A 17,631-nucleotide genomic window follows, 5' to 3' on the forward strand; every position below is an offset into this window, starting at 1 on the left:
GTTCCCCTTATGCCAGCCCTGTTTTAATAGCGGTAGGTGACATACACGGCGCCGATTGGCGAGGTCTTGCGCTGCACGATGGGGCTCTTGGCCGCGTCGCCCAGGCGGCTCTCGACGCCGATCAGCGTATTGATACCCCAGCGCGCATCGAAGCGGTGCTCCCAGTTGACGGTGGCTTGCGCTTCATAGAAACCGGCCTTGGGCGTATATTGCTTGAACGAGGTGTTCGCGGCCTGGGTGGCCGTGACGCCATACATGGTCTGCACGTATTTGCGCTCGCCCCAGGCCAACTGGCCGCCGATGGTTACGCTATCCTTTTGCATGCCCTTGGCATCGGACCTGCCGTAGACCTGGCCCGTCGCTTCGAAATGCACGTTCGCACCGTTTTCGCGGTTCGACAGGGGAATGTCGCTCGACACGCTCAGCGACAGGCCCGGCAATGGCGAATAGCCCACGCTGAGCAGGGCGCTGGCGTTGCCCTTGACTTCGCCCATGCCCTTCAGATAATCGCTGCCGCCCCAGCCGTTGGCGCCATTGCGTTTGTGGTCTTCGCGGTTGCCGCGGTAGCCCAGCGCCGCGCTGTAGCTGAGGGGGCCTGCCTGGCCGCCATAGCCGATGCCGCGCGACGTGCTGAAGAACAGGCCATTGGCCATGGCGTAATCGAGAATGATCAGCGGCGAGGCCGACAGCTTGTCGGCGCCGGAATAGCTGGACACGGCGGCAACACCGCCGCCGATGGTGAAGACATTTTCCGCAGCTGGTTCGGCCGCCGCGGCAGCCAGGGGATTCAAGCTCAGGCCGCAGGCCAGCGCCAGCGAGGTCAACAAGGTTGTAGATGCGTGCATGGAGTTTTCCGTCAGGTGGAGAACCGAGTCCGGAGTGGCTCGATTGACTGCCGACAGTATCTGTCCTTGCCATGAAGGAAAAATGAGCCTTTTATTAAGATTGCATGAAGAGTGCTTCTTTACCCTTTCTTCAGCTTGCGGTGGTTTAATACTGACCATGAAGATACTGCTGATTGAAGACGATATGGACCTGGGCAATGGCGTGCGGATCGCCTTGCGCGACCAGGGCATGCAAGTGGTCTGGGTGCGCAGCCTCGAGGATGCGGCGCGCAGCATCGAGCACGACAGTTGCGAGCTGGTGCTGCTGGACCTGGGCTTGCCCGATGGCGATGGCCTCGATTTGCTGGCCCGGCTGCGCGCGGCTCGCCTGCCGGTGCTGATCCTCAGCGCCCGCGACACGCTGGAACAGCGCTTGCGCGGCCTCGACGGCGGCGCCGACGATTACCTGGTCAAGCCCTTCGTGCTGGCCGAGCTGCTGTCGCGCGTGCGCGCGCTGGCGCGCCGCAGCTATGGCTTTGACGGCGACACCATCGAGTTGCGCGGCCTGCTGCTGCAGGTACCCACGCGCCGTGTCAGCGTGCATGGCCGGCCTGTGGAACTTACCGCCAGTGAATATGCGCTGCTGAAGACCTTGCTGATGCGCGCCAACCGGGTCATCACGCGCCGCGTGCTGGAAGAACATATCCTGCCCGGCGGGCTGGCCAATGCCAGCAATACCCTCGATGTGCACATGGGCAACCTGCGCCGCAAGATAGGCGAAGGGTATATCCGTACCGTGCGCGGCGTCGGCTATGTCATCGACCAGCAGGGCGAACCTTCCACCGCGCCAGGTGCTGGCGCATGATGGGGCGTTTCTGGGCCATGCTGCGCCGGCCTACCCTGGTGCGCCGCCTGATGATGGCGCAAATGCTGATGCTGACCATGGTGTGGAGCCTGGCCGTGGCGTATGTGATGGTCGAGGGGGCGGACGAAGCGAGCAATGTGAGCCGCGGCGTCCTGCACGCCATTATCAGCGTGGCCGATAACCTGGCCGAGCAGCCGCAGCGCCAGGAACAAAGCTTGCGCGCCATCGACGAAGCCTTGCGCGAAGAGTTTGAAACGGGACAGGTGCCGGAACTGGCGCCGCGCATCCTGGTCTGGCGCGAAGGCAAGCTGGTCTACAAGTCGCCCGATGCGCCCAGCGGTATCCGCAGCGCCGGCCCGGAGCAGATGGAAGTGGTGTACATCAAGGGCCAGGCCTGGCGCAGCCGCAGCCTGGCCGAGGGCAACACGCGCGTGACGGTGCTGGAAGCGGGAGGCGCATGGCAATTGTTCATCACGATCAATTCACGCGGTTACTACCTGCTGCCGTTGCTGATCAGTCTGCCGTTCCTGCTGGTGCCGGCCTGGCTCTCGATCCGCCTTGCCATGCGCCCGTGGCGCAAGCTGGCGCAGGAGGTGGCGGCGCGCGGGCCGCAGGATTTGCGGCCGCTGGCGTTCAAGCCGCCGCATGGCGAACTGGCGGCACTGGTCGACAATATCAATGCACTGCTGCAGCGGGTCGACGCCAGCGCCGCGCGCGAACGCAGCTTCATCGCCGATGCCACGCATGAGCTGCGCACGCCTCTGGCTGCCATGCGCGTGAATGTCGAGGCCTTGCAGGGCCAGGTACATGATGCGCGCCAGCAAGAGCTGCTGGACGGTATCTTGAATAGCGGCAACCGGGCCGCGCGCCTGGTGGGCCAGCTGCTGCAGCTGACGCGCAGCGAAGTGCAGGCGGGCGCGGGCGAGTTGCCGCGGCGGCAGGCGCTCGATACCTTGCTGCAAGACCGCCTGGCGGCCCTGTCCGGACTGGCCCAGGCGGGCGAGATCGAGCTTGAGTTGCAAGCCAGCGTCTCGCTCAGCGTGCCGGGACAGCGCGAGAGCCTCGTTTCGCTGATCGACAACCTGGTGGAAAACGCCATCAAGTACAGCCCGCGCGGCAGCAGCGTGACGGTGTCGCTGCATGCGGAACGAGGCCAGGCCGTGTTGCATGTGGCGGACCAGGGACCGGGCATCGCGCCGGCCCTGTATGAGCGCGTGTTCGACCGCTTTTTCCGCGCGCCGCAGCAGGTGCAGCCAGGCAGTGGCCTGGGCTTATCCATCGTCGCTTCCGTCGTGCGCCAGCATGGCGGCACGATTCAGCTGCACAGAGGGAATGGTGGCCTGGGCTTGCTGGTGGAGGTGCGCTTGCCCTTGGCCGTGGCCTGACTGCGCTGATAGGTCTTGCGATATTGCATGAAAATTATTTCATGTGCATATAACGCAAGATGGCATGGCGTGGCGCACGCTTGCGATGCATAATGCGGGACAGTTAAAAAAACACCGTTATGCGTCCATTCCTGTCCCGCTACCTGCCGTATCCCGCCTTTGTCGGCCTGTATCTGCTGTTTGACTGGGCCACGTATATCGACCCGATGTACGGGCTGAACATTACCCCGTGGAATCCCGATCCCGCGCTGGGCCTCGTGTTTTGGCTGATCCATGGCCGCAAGGCGGCGCTGCCATGGTTCATCGCCCTGGTGGCCGGCGAGGTGCTGGTGCGCGGCATGCCGGCAGGCCTGCCCCTGACCTTGCTCTGTTCGGCGTGGCTGGTGCTCGGCTATGGCGGTATCGGCGCAGTCCTGCGCCGCAGTTTCAGCAGCAGCGACATCTTCGACAACCGGCGCCGCCTGAGCGCCTGGGTCCTCATCGTGCTGCTGGGCACCGCGCTCAATGCGCTCGGCTATATTTCATTGCTGTCGCTCACGGGACGCATACCGGCCGGCGAATGGGGCACGGCCGTCTGGCGTTTCGGCATCGGCGACACGGTCGGCATGTTGGTGTCGATGCCGCTGATCTGGGTGCTGTTCAGCGAGCGCGGGCGCGAACGCCTGCATGCCGCCGTCTGGCGCTGGGAAACCCTGGCCTACCTGGCCCTGGCCAGCTTCGTGCTGTGGAGCCTCTTCGGTTCCATCGTGCGTTCCGAATACAAGCATTTCTACTTCCTGTTTCTTCCCGTCATCTGGGCCGCCTCGCGCCAGGGCTTGCATGGCGCCATGCTGGCCGTGTTTGTATTGCAGCTATGCATCATCACTCTGGTGAAATGGACGCATGCCGTCGATATCCAGTTTTATGAATTGCAGTTGCTCGACGCCGTGCTGGCGCTGGTGGGCTTTTTTATCGGTATCGTCGTCGATGAAATGCGGCAAGTGGCCGACGAACTGAAACACACGCTTCGCCTGGCGGCCGCCGGCGAAATGGCGGCCGCCCTGGCGCACGAGCTGAACCAGCCACTGACGGCCTTGTCGACCTATGGCAAGGCATGTGAATACCTGCTGGAACGGGGCGAGAGCGGCGCCTTGCTGCAAGGCGCCATCGGGCACATGATCGTCGAATCGGGACGCGCCGCGGACGTGGTGCGCCGCCTGCGCGACTTTTTCCGCACGGGCGCGATGCAGCTCGAGGCGGTGCGGGCGAGTGAGCTGATCGAGGGCCTGGCACGCCAGTTCACGCCGCTGTTCCATGAACACGGTATCGAGCTGGCGCTTGCGCCGCCGTCGCCGCTGGCCGTCAACGCGGACCGCCTGCAAATCGAACTGGTATTGCGTAACCTGCTGGCCAATGCACAGGATGCGGTGATGGGCCAGCCGCGCGGCCAGCGCCGCATCACGGTCTCGGCCGAGCCGCTAGAGGGCGGGCGGCTGCGCCTGTCCGTGGAAGATAGCGGGCCCGGCATTTCCAACAGCCTGGCCGCGCGCCTGTTCGAACCGTTCGTTTCGACCAAGGCCAGCGGCCTGGGGCTGGGCCTGGTGCTCAGCCGCAGCATCGTCGAAGCGCATGGCGGCCAGCTCTGGGCCGAAGTGGGCAAGCATGGCATGTTTCGTTTTATCCTGCCCCTGGCACACGCCGGTGCAGGCGCTACGGGAGGGTATGGTGACAAGTAATTTGACGGTGTTTATCGTGGACGACGATCCCGCCGTGCGCGATGCGCTGGGTTTGCTGTTGGGCATACGCGGCTACCGCACGGCCCTGTTTTCCTGCGGCGAGGATTTCCTGCACAGCTGGCGGCCCGAGTGGGCCGGCTGTCTGCTGATCGATATCCGCATGTCGGGCATGGATGGCCTGAGCCTGCAGCGCCGCTTGCTGGAGCGCAAATGCCTGCTGCCCATCATCATCATTACGGGGCACGGCGACGTGGCGCTGGCACGCCAGGCCTTCAAGGCGCAAGCCAGCGATTTCCTGGAAAAACCATTTGATCACGACAAGCTGCTGGCCGCTATCGATGAAGCGTTTTCGCACGAGGCGCATGCGCGCGGCCAGTTGCAGCGCCAGGTGGACGGGCTGGCCTTGCTGCGCGCCTTGACGCCGCGCGAGCGCGAAGTGATGCAACTGGTGGTAACGGGCCAGCACAACCGCGATATCGCCCCGGCGCTGGGGATTTCCGTGCGCACAGTGGAAGTGCACAAGGCGCGCCTGATGGACAAGCTGGGCGTCGATAATGTGGCCGACCTGGTGCGCATCAGCATGCTGGGCACTGGTTAGCCACTGAAGCGTTCTCTAGGCGATGGTCTGCAATACCTGATCGCTTGAAATCGCCTTGACCCAGTCGCTGCGCCGCGCCACCGTGATGACGGTGCTGTTGGCGCTGTCAAAGGGAGCCCATTCGGGATTCTTCTTGCGCATCAATGCCACCACGGGCACATGCACGGCGTTCGCCAGATGCATGATTGATGTTTCCACCGAAATAATCAGGTCGCATTGCGCCAGCATGGCCGGCAACTGGAAAAAGTTGTCGACGGCACTGAAGGCCTGCGTGCGCGGCAAATTGTGCGCCTGCACGACGGCATTCACCTTGGCTAGTTCCTGCGGCATGGCATTGATCAGGAAGCAGGCATTTTTCCACTTCGGCATTGCTTGCATGCGCGCGATCAGCTCGGCAATGCGTTCCAGGGGCCAGCCACGCTTGTGCGACTTGGCAAACGGATTCAAGAGCACGAGCGGACCCTGGCGCGGGGCAAACCCCCAGCTGGCCAGTTGCTCCTGTGCCTGCTGCAGCGCTTGCTCGGGAATGTGCACGAAGGGATAGCGTTCGGCCACGGGAATGTCGAGTCCCGTCAATTGATGGAACCAGTCCGCATACACGCTGCTGATATGGTGTTCGCCGGCATCCTGTCCCGCATACGAGGCCAGCACGGCATCGATCTTGCGGTACGCTAGATAATGCCAGGGGCGAAGCGGACTGAACGGCTTGCGCGTACCGATCACGAGCCCGTGCGGGCTGATTGCGCGGGCAAGGTCCGCATATTGCTGCGGCCGTACGTGGGCCAGCGACACGACCACAGGATAGTGCTCGGCCTTGGCTTCGCGCAGTGACTCTTCGTACAGCGCGGGGCTGTAGGTCTTGCGGTACACCTTGGAAAACAGGCCCGACTGTTCGACCCAGTCGTACAGCGAATAGGTGCGCAAGCTTTCCCATTGTTTGGCGTCGGACGTGCGCCGTACTTCGTCGACCCACAGATGGATCTGGATATGCGGGTAAGCCGCGGCAAAGGCGCGGAAACCGTTTTGCAGGTAGGTAAAGTCTCCCAGCGCCAGATGGGCGATGAACAGAATTTTCTCCGACTTTTGTAGAAGTTCGGCGGGAATCAAAGGCGTCATGTATCAGTACGATTTCAGGTATTCATTCGGTGGTGTCATAGCACTTGCTGGGAAAATTGCAGGCGATGGAGGTTGGCATACGCGCCGTTGGCATCCAACAATTGCTGGTGACTGCCGGTTTCCATTATTTTCCCATGTGACAATACCACGATACGGTCCGCACGTTCAATTGTTGACAGCCGATGAGCAATAACTAAGGTGGTTTTCCCTTGCATCAGGTGCTCGAGTGCCGCTTGCACGGCCCGTTCCGCCTCCGTATCCAGTGCCGAAGTGGCTTCATCGAGAATCAGGATGGGCGCATCCTTGTAGATCGCGCGGGCGATGGCCACGCGCTGGCGCTGGCCGCCGGACAAGCGCGAACCGTTATCGCCCAGGCGCGTTTCCAGGCCGTCGGGCAAACCGTCGATGACGTCCGACAGGAAGGCGGCTGCTGCGGCCGCTTCGACGCGCTGCCGGTCCGGGGCCGCATCGCCATACGCGATGTTGGCGGCCAGGGTATCGTCGAACAACACCACCTGCTGGCTGACCATGGCGATCTGGCTGCGCAGGCTGGTCAGGGCGATGGCATCGATATTCTGTCCATCGAGCAAGATTTCACCGCTGCTGGCCGAGTAAAAGCCGGGCAGCAGGCTGACCAGCGTCGATTTGCCGCCGCCGGACATGCCCACAAAGGCGACCGTTTGTCCGGGCGCGATGTTCAGGTCGATGTGTTGCAGGGCCGGCTCCGGATGTCCGGGGTAGGCGAAACTCACGTCCTTGAACTCGATGCGGCCGTTGCTGCGGCCAGCGAGCGGCTTGCCGCCCGTGCGTTCCGGTGTCTTGTCGATCAGCTGGAAGACTTCCTCGGCGGCGGCCATGCCGCGCTGCAGGGGGCCGTTGACTTCGGCCAGCTGCTTCAAGGGCGTCAGCAGCATCAGCATGGCCGTGATGAAGGAAACAAAGCCACCGACCGTGATTTGCCCCTGTTCCGACTGGAACAGTGCCATCACGATGACCAGGGCCACGGCGGCGGCCGTGATCACCTGCGTGATGGGCACGGTGGCGGAAAAGGTGGTCGTCATGCGCATGCTGTAGCGGCGCAATTGTTCGGCGCGTTCTTCGAAACGGGCTTTCTCGTAGGTCTGGCCGCCGAAGATCTTGATCACTTGCTGGGCGCGCGTGGTTTCCTCGATGACCTGGGTCAGCTCGGCATTGACGGCCAGCGAGTCGCGGTTGAGTTTTTTCAGGCGCTTGCCCGTGGTGCGCACGACGATGGTCAGCAGGGGCAGCAGCACCAGGGTCACCAGGGTCAGCACCCAGTTCAGGTACAGCAGCCATGCCAGCAGGCCCAGCACCGTGAGCGAGGAGCGCACGATCGAGGTAAATACCTTGGTCACCATTTCGATAATCTGCTGCACTTCAAACATGATGGAGTTGATGACTTTGCCCACCGTGTGCGTGTTGTAGAAGTCGATGGGCAAGTTCAGCATGCTGGCAAACATCCTGCGCCGCAATTCGTTGAGGATGCGCGTGGAGACATAGCTCATCAGGTAGCTGCTGGCAAACGTCGAGGCGCCGCGCATGGCAAAGATGCCGATGACGATCAGCGGCACGAGCCAGAAGGAAAAACTCACCTTGCCGCCAAAACCATTGTCGAGTAGCAACTTGAGCGCATACGGCAGCAGCGGCTCCGTGGCCGCCGTGACGACCATCGCCAGCAGGGCCAGGGCCAGATGTTTCTTATAGGGCGCGTGCAGCGCGGTGAGGCGCTTCAGGTCGGGCGTCAGCATCGATATGGTTCCTTGCAGGGATAGCAAAAACGGTCAGGCGGAAAACAAGCTCAAGCAGTGCGCTCTTGCTGGCGCAACATGGCCCACAGTATCACCATCGGAAAGACCAGCATGATGATGCCGATATTCAGGGTAAGCGAGCTCGTCGTCAGACCGAAAATCATATAGCAAGTGCACAGCACCACGCCGGCCAGCGCATAGGGCTGCGCCGCAGCGCTACCGCGCCGTAAGATGCGGGTGAAGAGTACCAGCGGTACCAGGAACAGGGCCAGCAGTGCCAGTACGCCAGTGATGCCGCGTTTGACCAGCGTGTCGAGATAGTCGTTATGCGCATTCGTGTAGTCGCTGATGATATTGCTCATCTTGCCTTCCGCCACCAGTACGCGCTTCGCTTCCAGATAACCGGTACGGCCGATGCCTACCATCAAATGGTCGCGGGATATAAGCAAGGCAGTGCGCCACATTTCCAGGCGCTGTCCGACGGATGACCATTTGAGATCGGCGCCATGTTCAAAATTCTGGGTCTCCTCGACAGCGGCATGCATGCGCTTGCGTATCTGAGAATCAGGCAAGGAATAACTGACTGCACCCAGGGCGATGATCGCGATGGCGGCGCTGGCAATATAGCGTTTGCCATCTCTTTTCGCGTAATGCAGGGCGATGATGCCAGCGCAAACAGGCAAGGCCAGCCAGCCGCTGCGGCTGCCGCTGATGACAGAGCCGAGGATGCCGGCCAGGCCGCCGGCTAGCAAGAGTGTTGACCATGCCGCGCGGTAGCGTTGTTCGCGGGCCCAGACCAGGCCGCACAGCGATAGCATGCCCAGCAACATGCTCACATTGCCGTAATGGATGGCGTTGCTTGTTGCCGCTTGGGGGCGTTCCAGATTCAATACGGTGAGTTGCCAAAACGCCAGTGCGGCACCGCCGATTGCGCCAATGGCGACACCACTCCACCAGGCCGCCGGCCGCGGCGGATAGGCGAGCAGCAGCAGCAGCACGGGCACCGCCAGCAATGCCCGCAATGGCATGTCGAGTTCGCGTGCCGGATCGCCGTGATACAGCATATTGGCGGTGAAGATGGCGAAGTACAGCAGCAGGGTGCCCAGCAGCAGATAATCGCGCCGCTGCAGATTCAGACGGGGGCGTTTCCATAACAGCCAACTGCTGGCCAGCAGCAGCACCAGCGCGCCAAGGGAATATCCGCTGTTGACAGCCAGCGCCAATGCCGAAAAGAGAAAAACACAAACAGAGGTCAGGCCGAGCATAATATCCTTGGTAACGCACGTGTCGCCATTATGGCAACTGTAGCAACATAAAGTAGGCGTCATTGTAATCGAAGGTGGCTGCAAAAACGGCTCTCTGGAATTAACTCTTCGATAACTATGTAGACGGTCTCAAGGGGAAGAATGAAAAAAACCATGGTTTTTAGCCATGGTTTTTTTGTAAGCAATGGTAACTTGCTGTTATTTTGCCAAGGCCGCAAGGCCTGTCATGCGTCTCAGGCGGTGGCTGGCACGCGCGTGGCGACGCCGGTGGCGATGGCCGCTTGCGATACGGCAGGCGCGACCCAGCTGCGCAGACGTTCGTCGAACGGCGACGGTATCAGTTGCAGCGGGCTCAAGGCGCTGCTCTCGTGGCCCGGCAGCGGCTCCTTGGCCAGCGCGGCGATGGCGCGCACGCAGGCCAGCTTCATTTCTTCGTTGATGGTGGTGGCGCCCACGTCGAGCGCGCCGCGGAAGATGTACGGGAAGCACAGCACGTTGTTGATCTGGTTCGGGTAGTCCGAGCGGCCCGTGGCGACGATGGCGTCGTCACGCACGGCATGCACTTTTTCCGGGGCGATTTCCGGATGCGGATTGGCCAGGGCAAAGATCAACGGCTTGGCGGCCATCGATTCGACCATCTGTGCGCTGACCACGCCGCCCTTCGAGACGCCGATGAAGATGTCGGCGCCGGCCATGGCATCGGCCAGGTCGCGGTCGCTCGTGTCGTTCGCGTAGCGCGCCTTGTTCTCTTCCATGTTGGCATCGCGGCCCGGGTAGATCACGCCCTGGCTGTCGCACACTTTCAGCAGCGACTTGTTCAGGCCCAGCGAGACGAGCAAGTCCAGGCAGGCGATCGAGGCCGCGCCGGCGCCCGACACGGCCACCTTGACGTTGCCGATATCCTTGCCCACCAGTTCCAGGCCGTTCAGGATGCCGGCCGCGACGATGATGGCCGTGCCGTGCTGGTCGTCGTGGAAGACGGGAATGTTCATGCGCTTGCGCAATTGCTGTTCGATGTAGAAGCAGTCGGGCGCCTTGATGTCTTCCAGGTTGATGCCGCCGAAGGTCGGCTCCATGCGCACCACGGTGTCGATGAACAGGTCGGGATCATTCTCGGCCAATTCGATGTCGAACACATCAACGTCGGCGAACTGCTTGAACAGGCAAGCCTTGCCTTCCATGACCGGTTTGCTGGCCAGCGGACCGATATCGCCCAGGCCCAGCACGGCCGTGCCGTTGGTGATCACGGCCACCAGGTTGCTGCGCGACGTGTAGATGCCGGCCGTGCGCGGATCTTCCACGATGGCTTCGCAGGCAAACGCCACGCCCGGCGAGTACGCCAGGGTCAGGGCGCGGGCGTCGCCCAGCGGTTTGGTGGGCGTCACGGAAATCTTGCCTGCGCGGGGTTCCGCGTGATAGGCGAGGGCGGCTTCTTTCAGGTTGAAGGTTTCGCCGTTCTGTTCGGCGTGCTTGCTGTGCGAAGTAGACATAGGAATTCTGGGAAGGGCATGCATGGCCCGAGTGGTAAGTCCGAGCCATGGTATGCAAGCGTTTGCACGCTGTCAAGGCTGAATTGTACTTAAGCGTAACAAAACCGCTTTGGCCAGCGGCATTATTTCAATGCAAGCGTTTGCTCGGTTTTTGACGGAATGGGCATTTTTTGCGATAAAATCACGGTATTGCGATCCGGGAAGCCCATGACAAACAAGAACCCCACCTTAAGTGACGTTGCGCGGGCCAGCGGCGTACACTTTTCCACCGTATCGCGCGTGATGAACCCGGCAACGCGGCAAATGGTCAGCGCCGAGGTGGCTGCGCGCGTGCTGGCCGAGGCAGGCCGGCTCGGCTACCGGCCCAACCGCGCCGCCTCCACCTTGGTTACGCGCAAGTCGCGCATCATCGGCGTGGTCTTGCCCGACATTACCAACGCGGTTTTTCCGCCGATTCTGCTGGGCATCGAGGAAGGCTTGCGCAAACATGGCTACCTGGCCATCGTCGCCAATGTGGGCGCCGACGAGGAAGAACAGCTGTTCGTCATCAATCGCCTGCTGGGGCAGCAGGTCGATGGCCTGATCCTGGCCACGGCGCGCCGCGACGATCCCGTCATCAAGATGTGCATCGACCAGAACGTGCCTGTCGTGACCGTCAACCGCAGCGATGAAAACGGCGTGGCGTCCTGCGTCGTCAGCGACGACGTGGTCGGCATGCGCCTGGCCGTCGAGCACTTGCTGGCGCTGGGCCACCGGCACATCGCGCACATCGCGGGTCCGGAAAATTTGTCCACGGGCCACGTGCGCCGCCTCGGTTTCCTGGCCGCCATCCAGGCCAGCGAACTCGCTCCTTCGCAAGCGTTCGTGTTTGAAAGCAGCGGCTATTCGCGCGAATGCGGCAAGGCGGCCCTGCTGGAACTGCTGAGCCAGTCGCCGCAAACGACGGCCGTGGTGACGGGCAGCGACCTGGTGGCCCTCGGCTGCTACGACGCCATCCGCGAACTGGGCTTGAGCTGCCCCGAAGATATTTCCGTCGTGGGCCACAACGATATGCCGTACATGGACATGATCCGCCCGCCTCTCACCACCATCCGCATCCGCCACCACGGCATCGGCACGGAAGCGGCCCGGCTGATCCTGCAAACCATCGCCTCGCCCGATTCCCCGGTGCTTGACGTGCGCCTGAAACCCGAACTGGTGGTGCGCGAATCGACGGCGGCGCCACGCGCCTGACACCTTCTTGCCCTTCTTTCTGCCGAGTATGTTTAAATCTTGATATTGATAATGATCAAGGCAACGCCATGCAGACGAGAGCCAAGCAAGCACAGCAGGGAGGCCGCTGATGCCGAAGAATTTCGGCATGCCCGGCAACGCCTGGCGCTATGCGCTGGACAGCGACTATGGCTATTGCTCGCCCTTGCTTGACGGCATAGAGTTTGAAAACGAGTGGGTCACCATCCGCGAATCGGCGATCCGCATCCGCGCCGGCTATGCCTGGGATGGCTGTTCGCCCTGTATCAGCGTGCTCGGCCTGTTTTATGTGGGCACGCCCGATGGCGCGCAGCACCTGGGCTTACCGGCGACCTATCACGCCAGCCTCGTGCATGACGTGCTGTGCCAGTGGCGCGCCGACATTCCCGTCACCCGCGCGCAGTCGATCGCCATTTTCCAGCAGTTGCTCAGGGAGGTGCGCTTCCCCCTGGCGGGACTGTATGCGGGCGCCGTCTTCCTGTTCGGGCCACGGCGTGGCTTCATGCGGCCTGTCGCGCGCACCGCGGTGGCCGCCCCGCACCCGCCGGGCGCAACATTAAAGCGGCGCTAACGCCGCCGCCGATGCGCCATGATGTTAAACTGGCGCCCCTCATCGTTTCTCTTGCCCTCTACCGCCATGACCAAAACCAACACGCCTTCCCCAAAACGCCGCGAAGAGGGCGTCGCCAAGCTGACCGTCAATCCCTTCCTCGACGCCGAGTTTTACGCACGCATGCGCGACTACACGGAGCGCGATGCGGCCATCATCAAGGAATTGAAGGCGATCGCCGAGATCCGCGCCGGCAACAAGCAGCCCGATCCCCGCCTGGCGCCGTCGTTGCAAGCACTGCGCGATACCGTCAAGAAAGGTTTGACCTTTGGCGAGATGCTCGACCGCATGGCGGCCGGCAAGGAAAAAGGCTTGTGGGAACCGTGGATGACGACCTTCGGCATCGAGATCCGCGCCGTCAACTACGGCGCCGGCCCGCGCAATGCCTGCCTGGTGCTGGACCTGGCCGCGAACGCCCCCGCGCACGCCATGTTCGCCAAGGCCGGCATTCAGAACTGGCGCAGCCTGGCCGCCGACGACTGCTCCGTCGTGCGCTCGGAAAAAGCCACGGAAACGACGCCCTTGAAGGTGTATGCCGTGTTTTACCTGGATCCGCTGCCGGCCTGAACCAGTAGCCCTATCGCCAACGCAATCAGCATCACGCCCGACAGCCGTTCCAGCAACGGTAGCGCGCGGGCAAAGCGCTGCCGCAGGACGCTGCTGCCGATGGCCAGCGCCACCGCCATATCCCACGCCAGCACGGCAAAGACCATCCACGCGCCATACGCCGCCATCGCAGCGGGGCTCGTTTGCCTGGCGGCCAGCACGGTGGCCAGGCTGACGTAGAACAGCGCATTCTTCGGATTCAGGATGGCCGAGACAAACCCCACCACCATACCGCCGCGCCAGCGCGCCTTGCCGGTGGCGGGCGCGGCTTCCAGGCTGCTCTTGCCCGCATGGCGCAGGAACAGCCAGCCCAGATACAGCAGATAGGCGCATCCCGCCAGCCGCACCACCATGAATGCCGTACTGCCCGCCTTCAGGACCGACAGTCCGCCAAACGCCGCCACGATAAACACGGCATTGGCCACGGTAATGCCCACGCACGTGCCGGCGGCGGCGCGCCAGCCGTGGGCCAGCGAGGTGCGCGCGATCAGGAAAAAATCGGGGCCGGGCGACAGCAAGGACAGAAAGTGGGCGGCGGCGATGAAGAGGAAATCCTGCATATAAGTCGGCTTCGGCAATGGCGATGCGCGAGTATGCAGGGGCAGGCGGCAGCCTGTATTGAAGAAAATTGCTGCTTAGCGGTAGCGTCCCGGCGTGATGCCCGTATGGGCTTTGAACACGCGCTGAAAATGGCTCTGGTCGGCAAAGCCCAGCTCATGCGCCAGTTGCGCCAACGCCGTCCCCGCCTGCAAGCCGCTGCGCGCGCGGTTCACGTGCGCGTTCAACTGGTAGGCATGCGGCGTCATGCCCGTGGCGGCGCGAAAGGCGCGGATCAATTGATACGGGCTCAGGCCCGCCACTTGCGCCAGTTGCCGCAGGCTGGCCGAGGGTCGCGCCTGCAGCGTTGCGAGCACGGGCGCCAGCCGTTGCGGCACGGGCTTGCGTTCCGAAGGCAGCAAGTCTGCACGGGCGCTGGCGCAAGCGTCCAGGAACGCCAGCAGCGCCGCATTTTTTTCGCCTGTGCTGGCCGTGGAAAACAGCAGCGCATTCATGGCGCAAAACTGCGCATACAGCAGCGGGCAGTGCAGCACCGTCGCCGTGTCGCCATCGAGCGCCGGCGCGTGTGCCTGCAGCCACTGTGCATCGAGATGCAGCATCTGGTAGCTCCACAGGGCGTCAGGCAGGGGATTGCAGGCATGTACGCAGCCGGCCGGCACCAGCACCAGGCTGCCATTGGCGAGCACGGCCTGGCCGTCCTGGCTGCCCGTAAAGACGCTGCCACCAGCGTCGACGGCGCCGATGGAAAACGTGGGATGACTGTGCGGCTTGTAGCACGCCCGGCTGTGGCAGGCGCGCCGGCTTTCCACGTGGGGCAGAGCCGGGTCGCGCCAGAAGGCGGTGGTGCCCGTCATGGCTACATCAAAATCACGTCGTATTGTTTTTTTAATGTCTAGCATCATCCATTGGAGTCTGTGTTTTAAGTATAAGTATTTGATTTAATTGGATTTTTGTCTTTATTCATCTATTGACGTCTATCAACGTTGCTAATATTATGTGTAGCTAATTGCGTAGCTACACATAATGGATGGAATATGACACTAAAAATCAGGAAGCGAGATGGTCTCGATGCCATGCAGTTGCAACACTGGCTCAGAGCCGTGGAAAATGATGAGGCACCGACTGTACGCGATCCTGAAACCCAGGAAGTTACAGTGCTTCCTGTGCCTTTGGCAAGGTCTGACGGAGATGGTTTGACTTTTACCCTCTCCAAAAGTGGCACGGCCTCATGGATCTTGCGTTATCGATATGGTGGGAGGGTTCGAGAACTTACTCTCGGCAACTATCCTGATCTCGGCTTGGCCGCCGCAAGGAAGATTGCCAGGGAAAAGCGCGTGGAAATAGATCGAGGTGGCGACCCTGCGGCGGATAAGCGTCGCGCCGTTTCCATGACCTTGAAGGACTGGACAGTTCGCCGCCTTATAGAAGACTATCGCGACAAAATCTTGGCAGATCTCGGCAAGAGTACGCAAAGCGGCTATGGACGGAATTTGCTCAGGATAGAAAACCGCTTGGGAGCTTTGGCAGTATCTCAGGTTTCATCAATGGACATAGTTGAGCTGATCGAATACGTTGACGCCCCTTGGAATGAGTCTCGCATGCTTTTGTCGACAGCCAGGATGCTGTTTAGGCACGCCGCGGGTAGAAAGCTGGTGCCGGCAAATCCATGTGCCGGTATCGAACTAGCAGCCTTACTCGGGCGACGCCCGCCGGTTCGACTCAGGTTGATGCTCTCCGAAGCTGAGCTGACGATACTTTTTAGTGCAGAAATGAATCGTGAAAATTGCCTGGCAGTCAGATTGTTGCTAGGGACAGCTGTACGTTCAGACGAACTCCGTAATGCTCGATGGGAGCAGTTTGATTTTGCTGCCTCGGTGTGGAGTGTACCGTCAACAAAGACAGGGCCAGGGATGCAAATTCCATTGTCGGAACCTGTTGTGACCTGGCTGAAAGAACTCAAGACATTGAGTGGTGATTCGGCATACATTCTGCCCAGCAGAGCCGAACGGCGCAAAGCCAAGTTTGGTGGTGATGCCCCGATCAATCCCAACACGATTGGAGCAGCGATCGAGTTCTGGATTACTGAACATAAGCCCGCAATCAGGCGGTTTACTCCCCATGATCTGCGCTCGACGGCGAAAAGTCACATGCGCGCGTTGGGTATCGGGCGCGATATCACCGAGATGTGCCTCAATCACAAGCTTCCTGGCATCGAAGGAATTTATGATGTCCATACTTATTTCTCCGAGCGTAGAGAAGCGCTTGCCATCTGGGGAGCATATCTGCAACGCCTCGAATCGCACCAGAGCTAGGTTCGGGAAATCCCGCGTGTGTGGCGTTTGGCAGCGCCGATGCTATCAAGTATCACATCATGCGCGTTATGCGCTTGTCTGGCCGTTTAAGCGCTTCTCTGGCATCTTGCGCACGAATACTCAGCCGCTGTTCGCCGATATGCATGGCAAATTCCTTCTGATGGTTAGAGCAGCAGCGAAGGCGGCAAAGTTATTTGCTTTATTGTAAATATTATCTTTATGGTAAAATGTTGATATTGAGTTCAAACTGTGCACCGCTCATGGCGCAGAACTCGATTCATCGCGCAGTGCCGCAAGTCTGAGCAAGTCGCCTCCGAAACAAGGACGGTGGATCGATGCTTCAGCAATCCCCCTACGTCATTACAGCCTGATCTTGGTTGCCGCTTGTTCGTCAGGCGTTGCTGCGCGCTTCTTTTATCATTTCAAGGAACAATATGAACCCCCTACCAACCCTCCCAAGCGTAGTGACCTCCAGCGCCGCAGGCTTCCAACCGGCATTCAAGCATGTCGGCACAAAGGATCGTCATGCATATGCATTCGCATCGATTGCGATCATTGCCTCCACCACGATTGAGGATGTTTTTAAAAAGGCGGAGGAGCTAGGCATGCCGGCAACTGGGCCCTATAGCCACTGGATCGATGCCGATTTTCTCGCGAGTATCTTCGCAAAGTATGGCTGGGTCGCAACAGTGTGGAAAGAATGCACCGGCCCAGCAACCTTGCCGGATCTCTGCATGGCACTGGTGGACTACGACACTGATTGGGAGATGGGCCGCTTCGTTGTCGTTCATAAGGCCAAGGGGAGTCACGACGCGAAGTTTGTCACCTATGCTATTGACCCTGCGGCATCAGATGTGAAGTTTCACGTCCGTACTGATCTCGATGTGCTACAGCCCGCTTGGTATATCGGGGTGCATCCGATGGGGAAGATTGCTTCATCGACGAAGAAGTGACATAACGTTCGTCTATTTAGCTGGGTAAAGCGTTCGGCTTTAGCTACCCCTGCAGCGGTGGGGGAGACAGCAACTCTGCCATGGGTACACCCAGGGCGCGTGCGATGCGCTCGATATTGCAGATTGAAATGTTTCTCTCACCGCGTTCAACGGAAGAGATGTAATTTTTGTGGAGTTCGGCATACTCGGCGACCTTCTCTTGAGTCAGAGACTTGGCGAGGCGTATGCGTCTCATATTGGCAGCGAAGAGGAGCTGCGCGTCACATTTTTTGGGTTGGATGCTTGTCACACGGCGAAGCATCCATTTTTTTGAT

Annotated in this window: 16 protein-coding genes and 1 pseudogene; 9 read left to right on the forward strand and 8 right to left on the reverse strand. The window is 60.9% G+C overall.

Features of this window, described 5'->3' with window-relative positions; genetic code table 11:
- Positions 1-23: 23 nt before the first annotated feature.
- Positions 24-845, reverse strand: a complete 822-nt coding sequence (locus JAB6_RS03050) for a MipA/OmpV family protein (RefSeq protein WP_070301318.1) — start codon at positions 843-845, stop codon at positions 24-26.
- 157 nt (positions 846-1,002) lie between these two features.
- Between JAB6_RS03050 and JAB6_RS03055 the strand changes: the two genes are divergently transcribed.
- From JAB6_RS03055 to JAB6_RS03070, 4 genes are all read left to right on the forward strand, one after another.
- Positions 1,003-1,689 carry a response regulator gene (locus JAB6_RS03055; RefSeq protein WP_034747063.1) on the forward strand — a complete coding sequence of 229 codons (687 nt, stop codon included), beginning with the start codon at positions 1,003-1,005 and terminating at the stop codon, positions 1,687-1,689.
- Positions 1,686-3,074 (forward strand): ATP-binding protein, encoded by a 1,389-nt coding sequence (locus JAB6_RS03060; RefSeq protein ID WP_083292495.1) that lies wholly within the window; start codon positions 1,686-1,688, stop codon positions 3,072-3,074. The genes JAB6_RS03055 and JAB6_RS03060 overlap by 4 nt, the downstream gene beginning before the upstream one ends.
- A gap of 119 nt (positions 3,075-3,193) precedes the next feature.
- Positions 3,194-4,789 carry an ATP-binding protein gene (locus tag JAB6_RS03065; RefSeq protein ID WP_070301320.1) on the forward strand — a complete coding sequence of 532 codons (1,596 nt, stop codon included), beginning with the start codon at positions 3,194-3,196 and terminating at the stop codon, positions 4,787-4,789.
- Positions 4,776-5,387 (forward strand): response regulator transcription factor, encoded by a 612-nt coding sequence (locus JAB6_RS03070; protein WP_070301321.1) that lies wholly within the window; start codon positions 4,776-4,778, stop codon positions 5,385-5,387. The genes JAB6_RS03065 and JAB6_RS03070 overlap by 14 nt, the downstream gene beginning before the upstream one ends.
- 15 nt (positions 5,388-5,402) lie before the next feature.
- On the opposite strand, the gene JAB6_RS03075 is transcribed toward JAB6_RS03070, so the two are convergent.
- From JAB6_RS03075 to JAB6_RS03090, 4 genes and pseudogenes are all read right to left on the reverse strand, one after another.
- A complete protein-coding gene (locus JAB6_RS03075) occupies positions 5,403-6,503 on the reverse strand; it encodes a glycosyltransferase family 9 protein (protein WP_070301322.1) in 1,101 nt (366 codons plus the stop codon).
- 35 nt (positions 6,504-6,538) lie between these two features.
- The gene (gene msbA / locus JAB6_RS03080) at positions 6,539-8,272 is read right to left on the reverse strand and encodes a lipid A export permease/ATP-binding protein MsbA (RefSeq protein WP_070301323.1); all 1,734 of its coding nucleotides are present in this window, start codon (positions 8,270-8,272) and stop codon (positions 6,539-6,541) included.
- Positions 8,273-8,322: 50 nt separating this feature from the next.
- Positions 8,323-9,537 (reverse strand): O-antigen ligase, encoded by a 1,215-nt coding sequence (locus tag JAB6_RS03085; protein WP_070301324.1) that lies wholly within the window; start codon positions 9,535-9,537, stop codon positions 8,323-8,325.
- 251 nt (positions 9,538-9,788) lie between these two features.
- Positions 9,789-11,027, reverse strand: a pseudogene (locus tag JAB6_RS03090) (malic enzyme-like NAD(P)-binding protein); the annotation flags it as partial.
- A 207-nt stretch (positions 11,028-11,234) separates the two neighbouring features.
- On the opposite strand from JAB6_RS03090, the gene JAB6_RS03095 reads away from it, so the two are divergent.
- The 3 genes from JAB6_RS03095 (at position 11,235) to JAB6_RS03105 (ending at position 13,455) form a co-directional block, all read left to right on the forward strand.
- Positions 11,235-12,260, forward strand: a complete 1,026-nt coding sequence (locus JAB6_RS03095) for a LacI family DNA-binding transcriptional regulator (protein WP_051990818.1) — start codon at positions 11,235-11,237, stop codon at positions 12,258-12,260.
- A gap of 109 nt (positions 12,261-12,369) precedes the next feature.
- Positions 12,370-12,849: a hypothetical protein gene (locus JAB6_RS03100; RefSeq protein WP_051990820.1), complete on the forward strand. Its 480-nt coding sequence runs from the start codon at positions 12,370-12,372 to the stop codon at positions 12,847-12,849.
- A 66-nt stretch (positions 12,850-12,915) separates the two neighbouring features.
- Positions 12,916-13,455 (forward strand): hypothetical protein, encoded by a 540-nt coding sequence (locus JAB6_RS03105; protein ID WP_230518487.1) that lies wholly within the window; start codon positions 12,916-12,918, stop codon positions 13,453-13,455.
- Here JAB6_RS03105 and JAB6_RS03110 read toward each other — a convergent pair.
- Positions 13,431-14,054, reverse strand: coding sequence for a LysE family translocator (locus JAB6_RS03110; RefSeq protein ID WP_034747092.1), 624 nt, complete (start codon positions 14,052-14,054; stop codon positions 13,431-13,433). The genes JAB6_RS03105 and JAB6_RS03110 overlap by 25 nt on opposite strands.
- A gap of 75 nt (positions 14,055-14,129) precedes the next feature.
- A complete protein-coding gene (locus JAB6_RS03115; RefSeq protein WP_070301327.1) occupies positions 14,130-14,906 on the reverse strand; it encodes an AraC family transcriptional regulator in 777 nt (258 codons plus the stop codon).
- Positions 14,907-15,086: 180 nt separating this feature from the next.
- Between JAB6_RS03115 and JAB6_RS03120 the strand changes: the two genes are divergently transcribed.
- The gene (locus JAB6_RS03120) at positions 15,087-16,364 is read left to right on the forward strand and encodes a site-specific integrase (protein ID WP_254671430.1); all 1,278 of its coding nucleotides are present in this window, start codon (positions 15,087-15,089) and stop codon (positions 16,362-16,364) included.
- Between the two features lie 434 nt (positions 16,365-16,798).
- Positions 16,799-17,317 carry a hypothetical protein gene (locus JAB6_RS03125; RefSeq protein WP_070301328.1) on the forward strand — a complete coding sequence of 173 codons (519 nt, stop codon included), beginning with the start codon at positions 16,799-16,801 and terminating at the stop codon, positions 17,315-17,317.
- 43 nt (positions 17,318-17,360) lie between these two features.
- Here JAB6_RS03125 and JAB6_RS03130 read toward each other — a convergent pair whose 3' ends face one another.
- Positions 17,361-17,618, reverse strand: a complete 258-nt coding sequence (locus JAB6_RS03130; protein WP_070301329.1) for a helix-turn-helix domain-containing protein — start codon at positions 17,616-17,618, stop codon at positions 17,361-17,363.
- Between the last annotated feature and the right edge of the window lie 13 nt (positions 17,619-17,631).

The sequence above is a fragment of the Janthinobacterium sp. HH104 genome (genome assembly GCF_001758715.1).
Classification (GTDB): domain Bacteria; phylum Pseudomonadota; class Gammaproteobacteria; order Burkholderiales; family Burkholderiaceae_D; genus Janthinobacterium; species Janthinobacterium aestuarii.

Excerpts from the sequence above, each read along its gene's own strand:
- JAB6_RS03085 (WP_070301324.1), bottom strand. The coding sequence starts at position 9,537 with ATGCTCGGCCTGACCTCTGTTTGTGTTTTTCTCTTTTCGGCATTGGCG.
- JAB6_RS03060 (WP_083292495.1), top strand. The coding sequence starts at position 1,686 with ATGATGGGGCGTTTCTGGGCCATGCTGCGCCGGCCTACCCTGGTGCGC.
- JAB6_RS03125 (WP_070301328.1), top strand. The coding sequence starts at position 16,799 with ATGAACCCCCTACCAACCCTCCCAAGCGTAGTGACCTCCAGCGCCGCA.
- JAB6_RS03065 (WP_070301320.1), top strand. The coding sequence starts at position 3,194 with ATGCGTCCATTCCTGTCCCGCTACCTGCCGTATCCCGCCTTTGTCGGC.
- msbA (WP_070301323.1), bottom strand. The coding sequence starts at position 8,272 with ATGCTGACGCCCGACCTGAAGCGCCTCACCGCGCTGCACGCGCCCTAT.
- JAB6_RS03055 (WP_034747063.1), top strand. The coding sequence starts at position 1,003 with ATGAAGATACTGCTGATTGAAGACGATATGGACCTGGGCAATGGCGTG.
- JAB6_RS03100 (WP_051990820.1), top strand. The coding sequence starts at position 12,370 with ATGCCGAAGAATTTCGGCATGCCCGGCAACGCCTGGCGCTATGCGCTG.
- JAB6_RS03095 (WP_051990818.1), top strand. The coding sequence starts at position 11,235 with ATGACAAACAAGAACCCCACCTTAAGTGACGTTGCGCGGGCCAGCGGC.
- JAB6_RS03075 (WP_070301322.1), bottom strand. The coding sequence starts at position 6,503 with ATGACGCCTTTGATTCCCGCCGAACTTCTACAAAAGTCGGAGAAAATT.
- JAB6_RS03050 (WP_070301318.1), bottom strand. The coding sequence starts at position 845 with ATGCACGCATCTACAACCTTGTTGACCTCGCTGGCGCTGGCCTGCGGC.
- JAB6_RS03130 (WP_070301329.1), bottom strand. The coding sequence starts at position 17,618 with ATGCTTCGCCGTGTGACAAGCATCCAACCCAAAAAATGTGACGCGCAG.
- JAB6_RS03070 (WP_070301321.1), top strand. The coding sequence starts at position 4,776 with ATGGTGACAAGTAATTTGACGGTGTTTATCGTGGACGACGATCCCGCC.
- JAB6_RS03110 (WP_034747092.1), bottom strand. The coding sequence starts at position 14,054 with ATGCAGGATTTCCTCTTCATCGCCGCCGCCCACTTTCTGTCCTTGCTG.
- JAB6_RS03115 (WP_070301327.1), bottom strand. The coding sequence starts at position 14,906 with ATGACGGGCACCACCGCCTTCTGGCGCGACCCGGCTCTGCCCCACGTG.
- JAB6_RS03105 (WP_230518487.1), top strand. The coding sequence starts at position 12,916 with ATGACCAAAACCAACACGCCTTCCCCAAAACGCCGCGAAGAGGGCGTC.
- JAB6_RS03120 (WP_254671430.1), top strand. The coding sequence starts at position 15,087 with ATGACACTAAAAATCAGGAAGCGAGATGGTCTCGATGCCATGCAGTTG.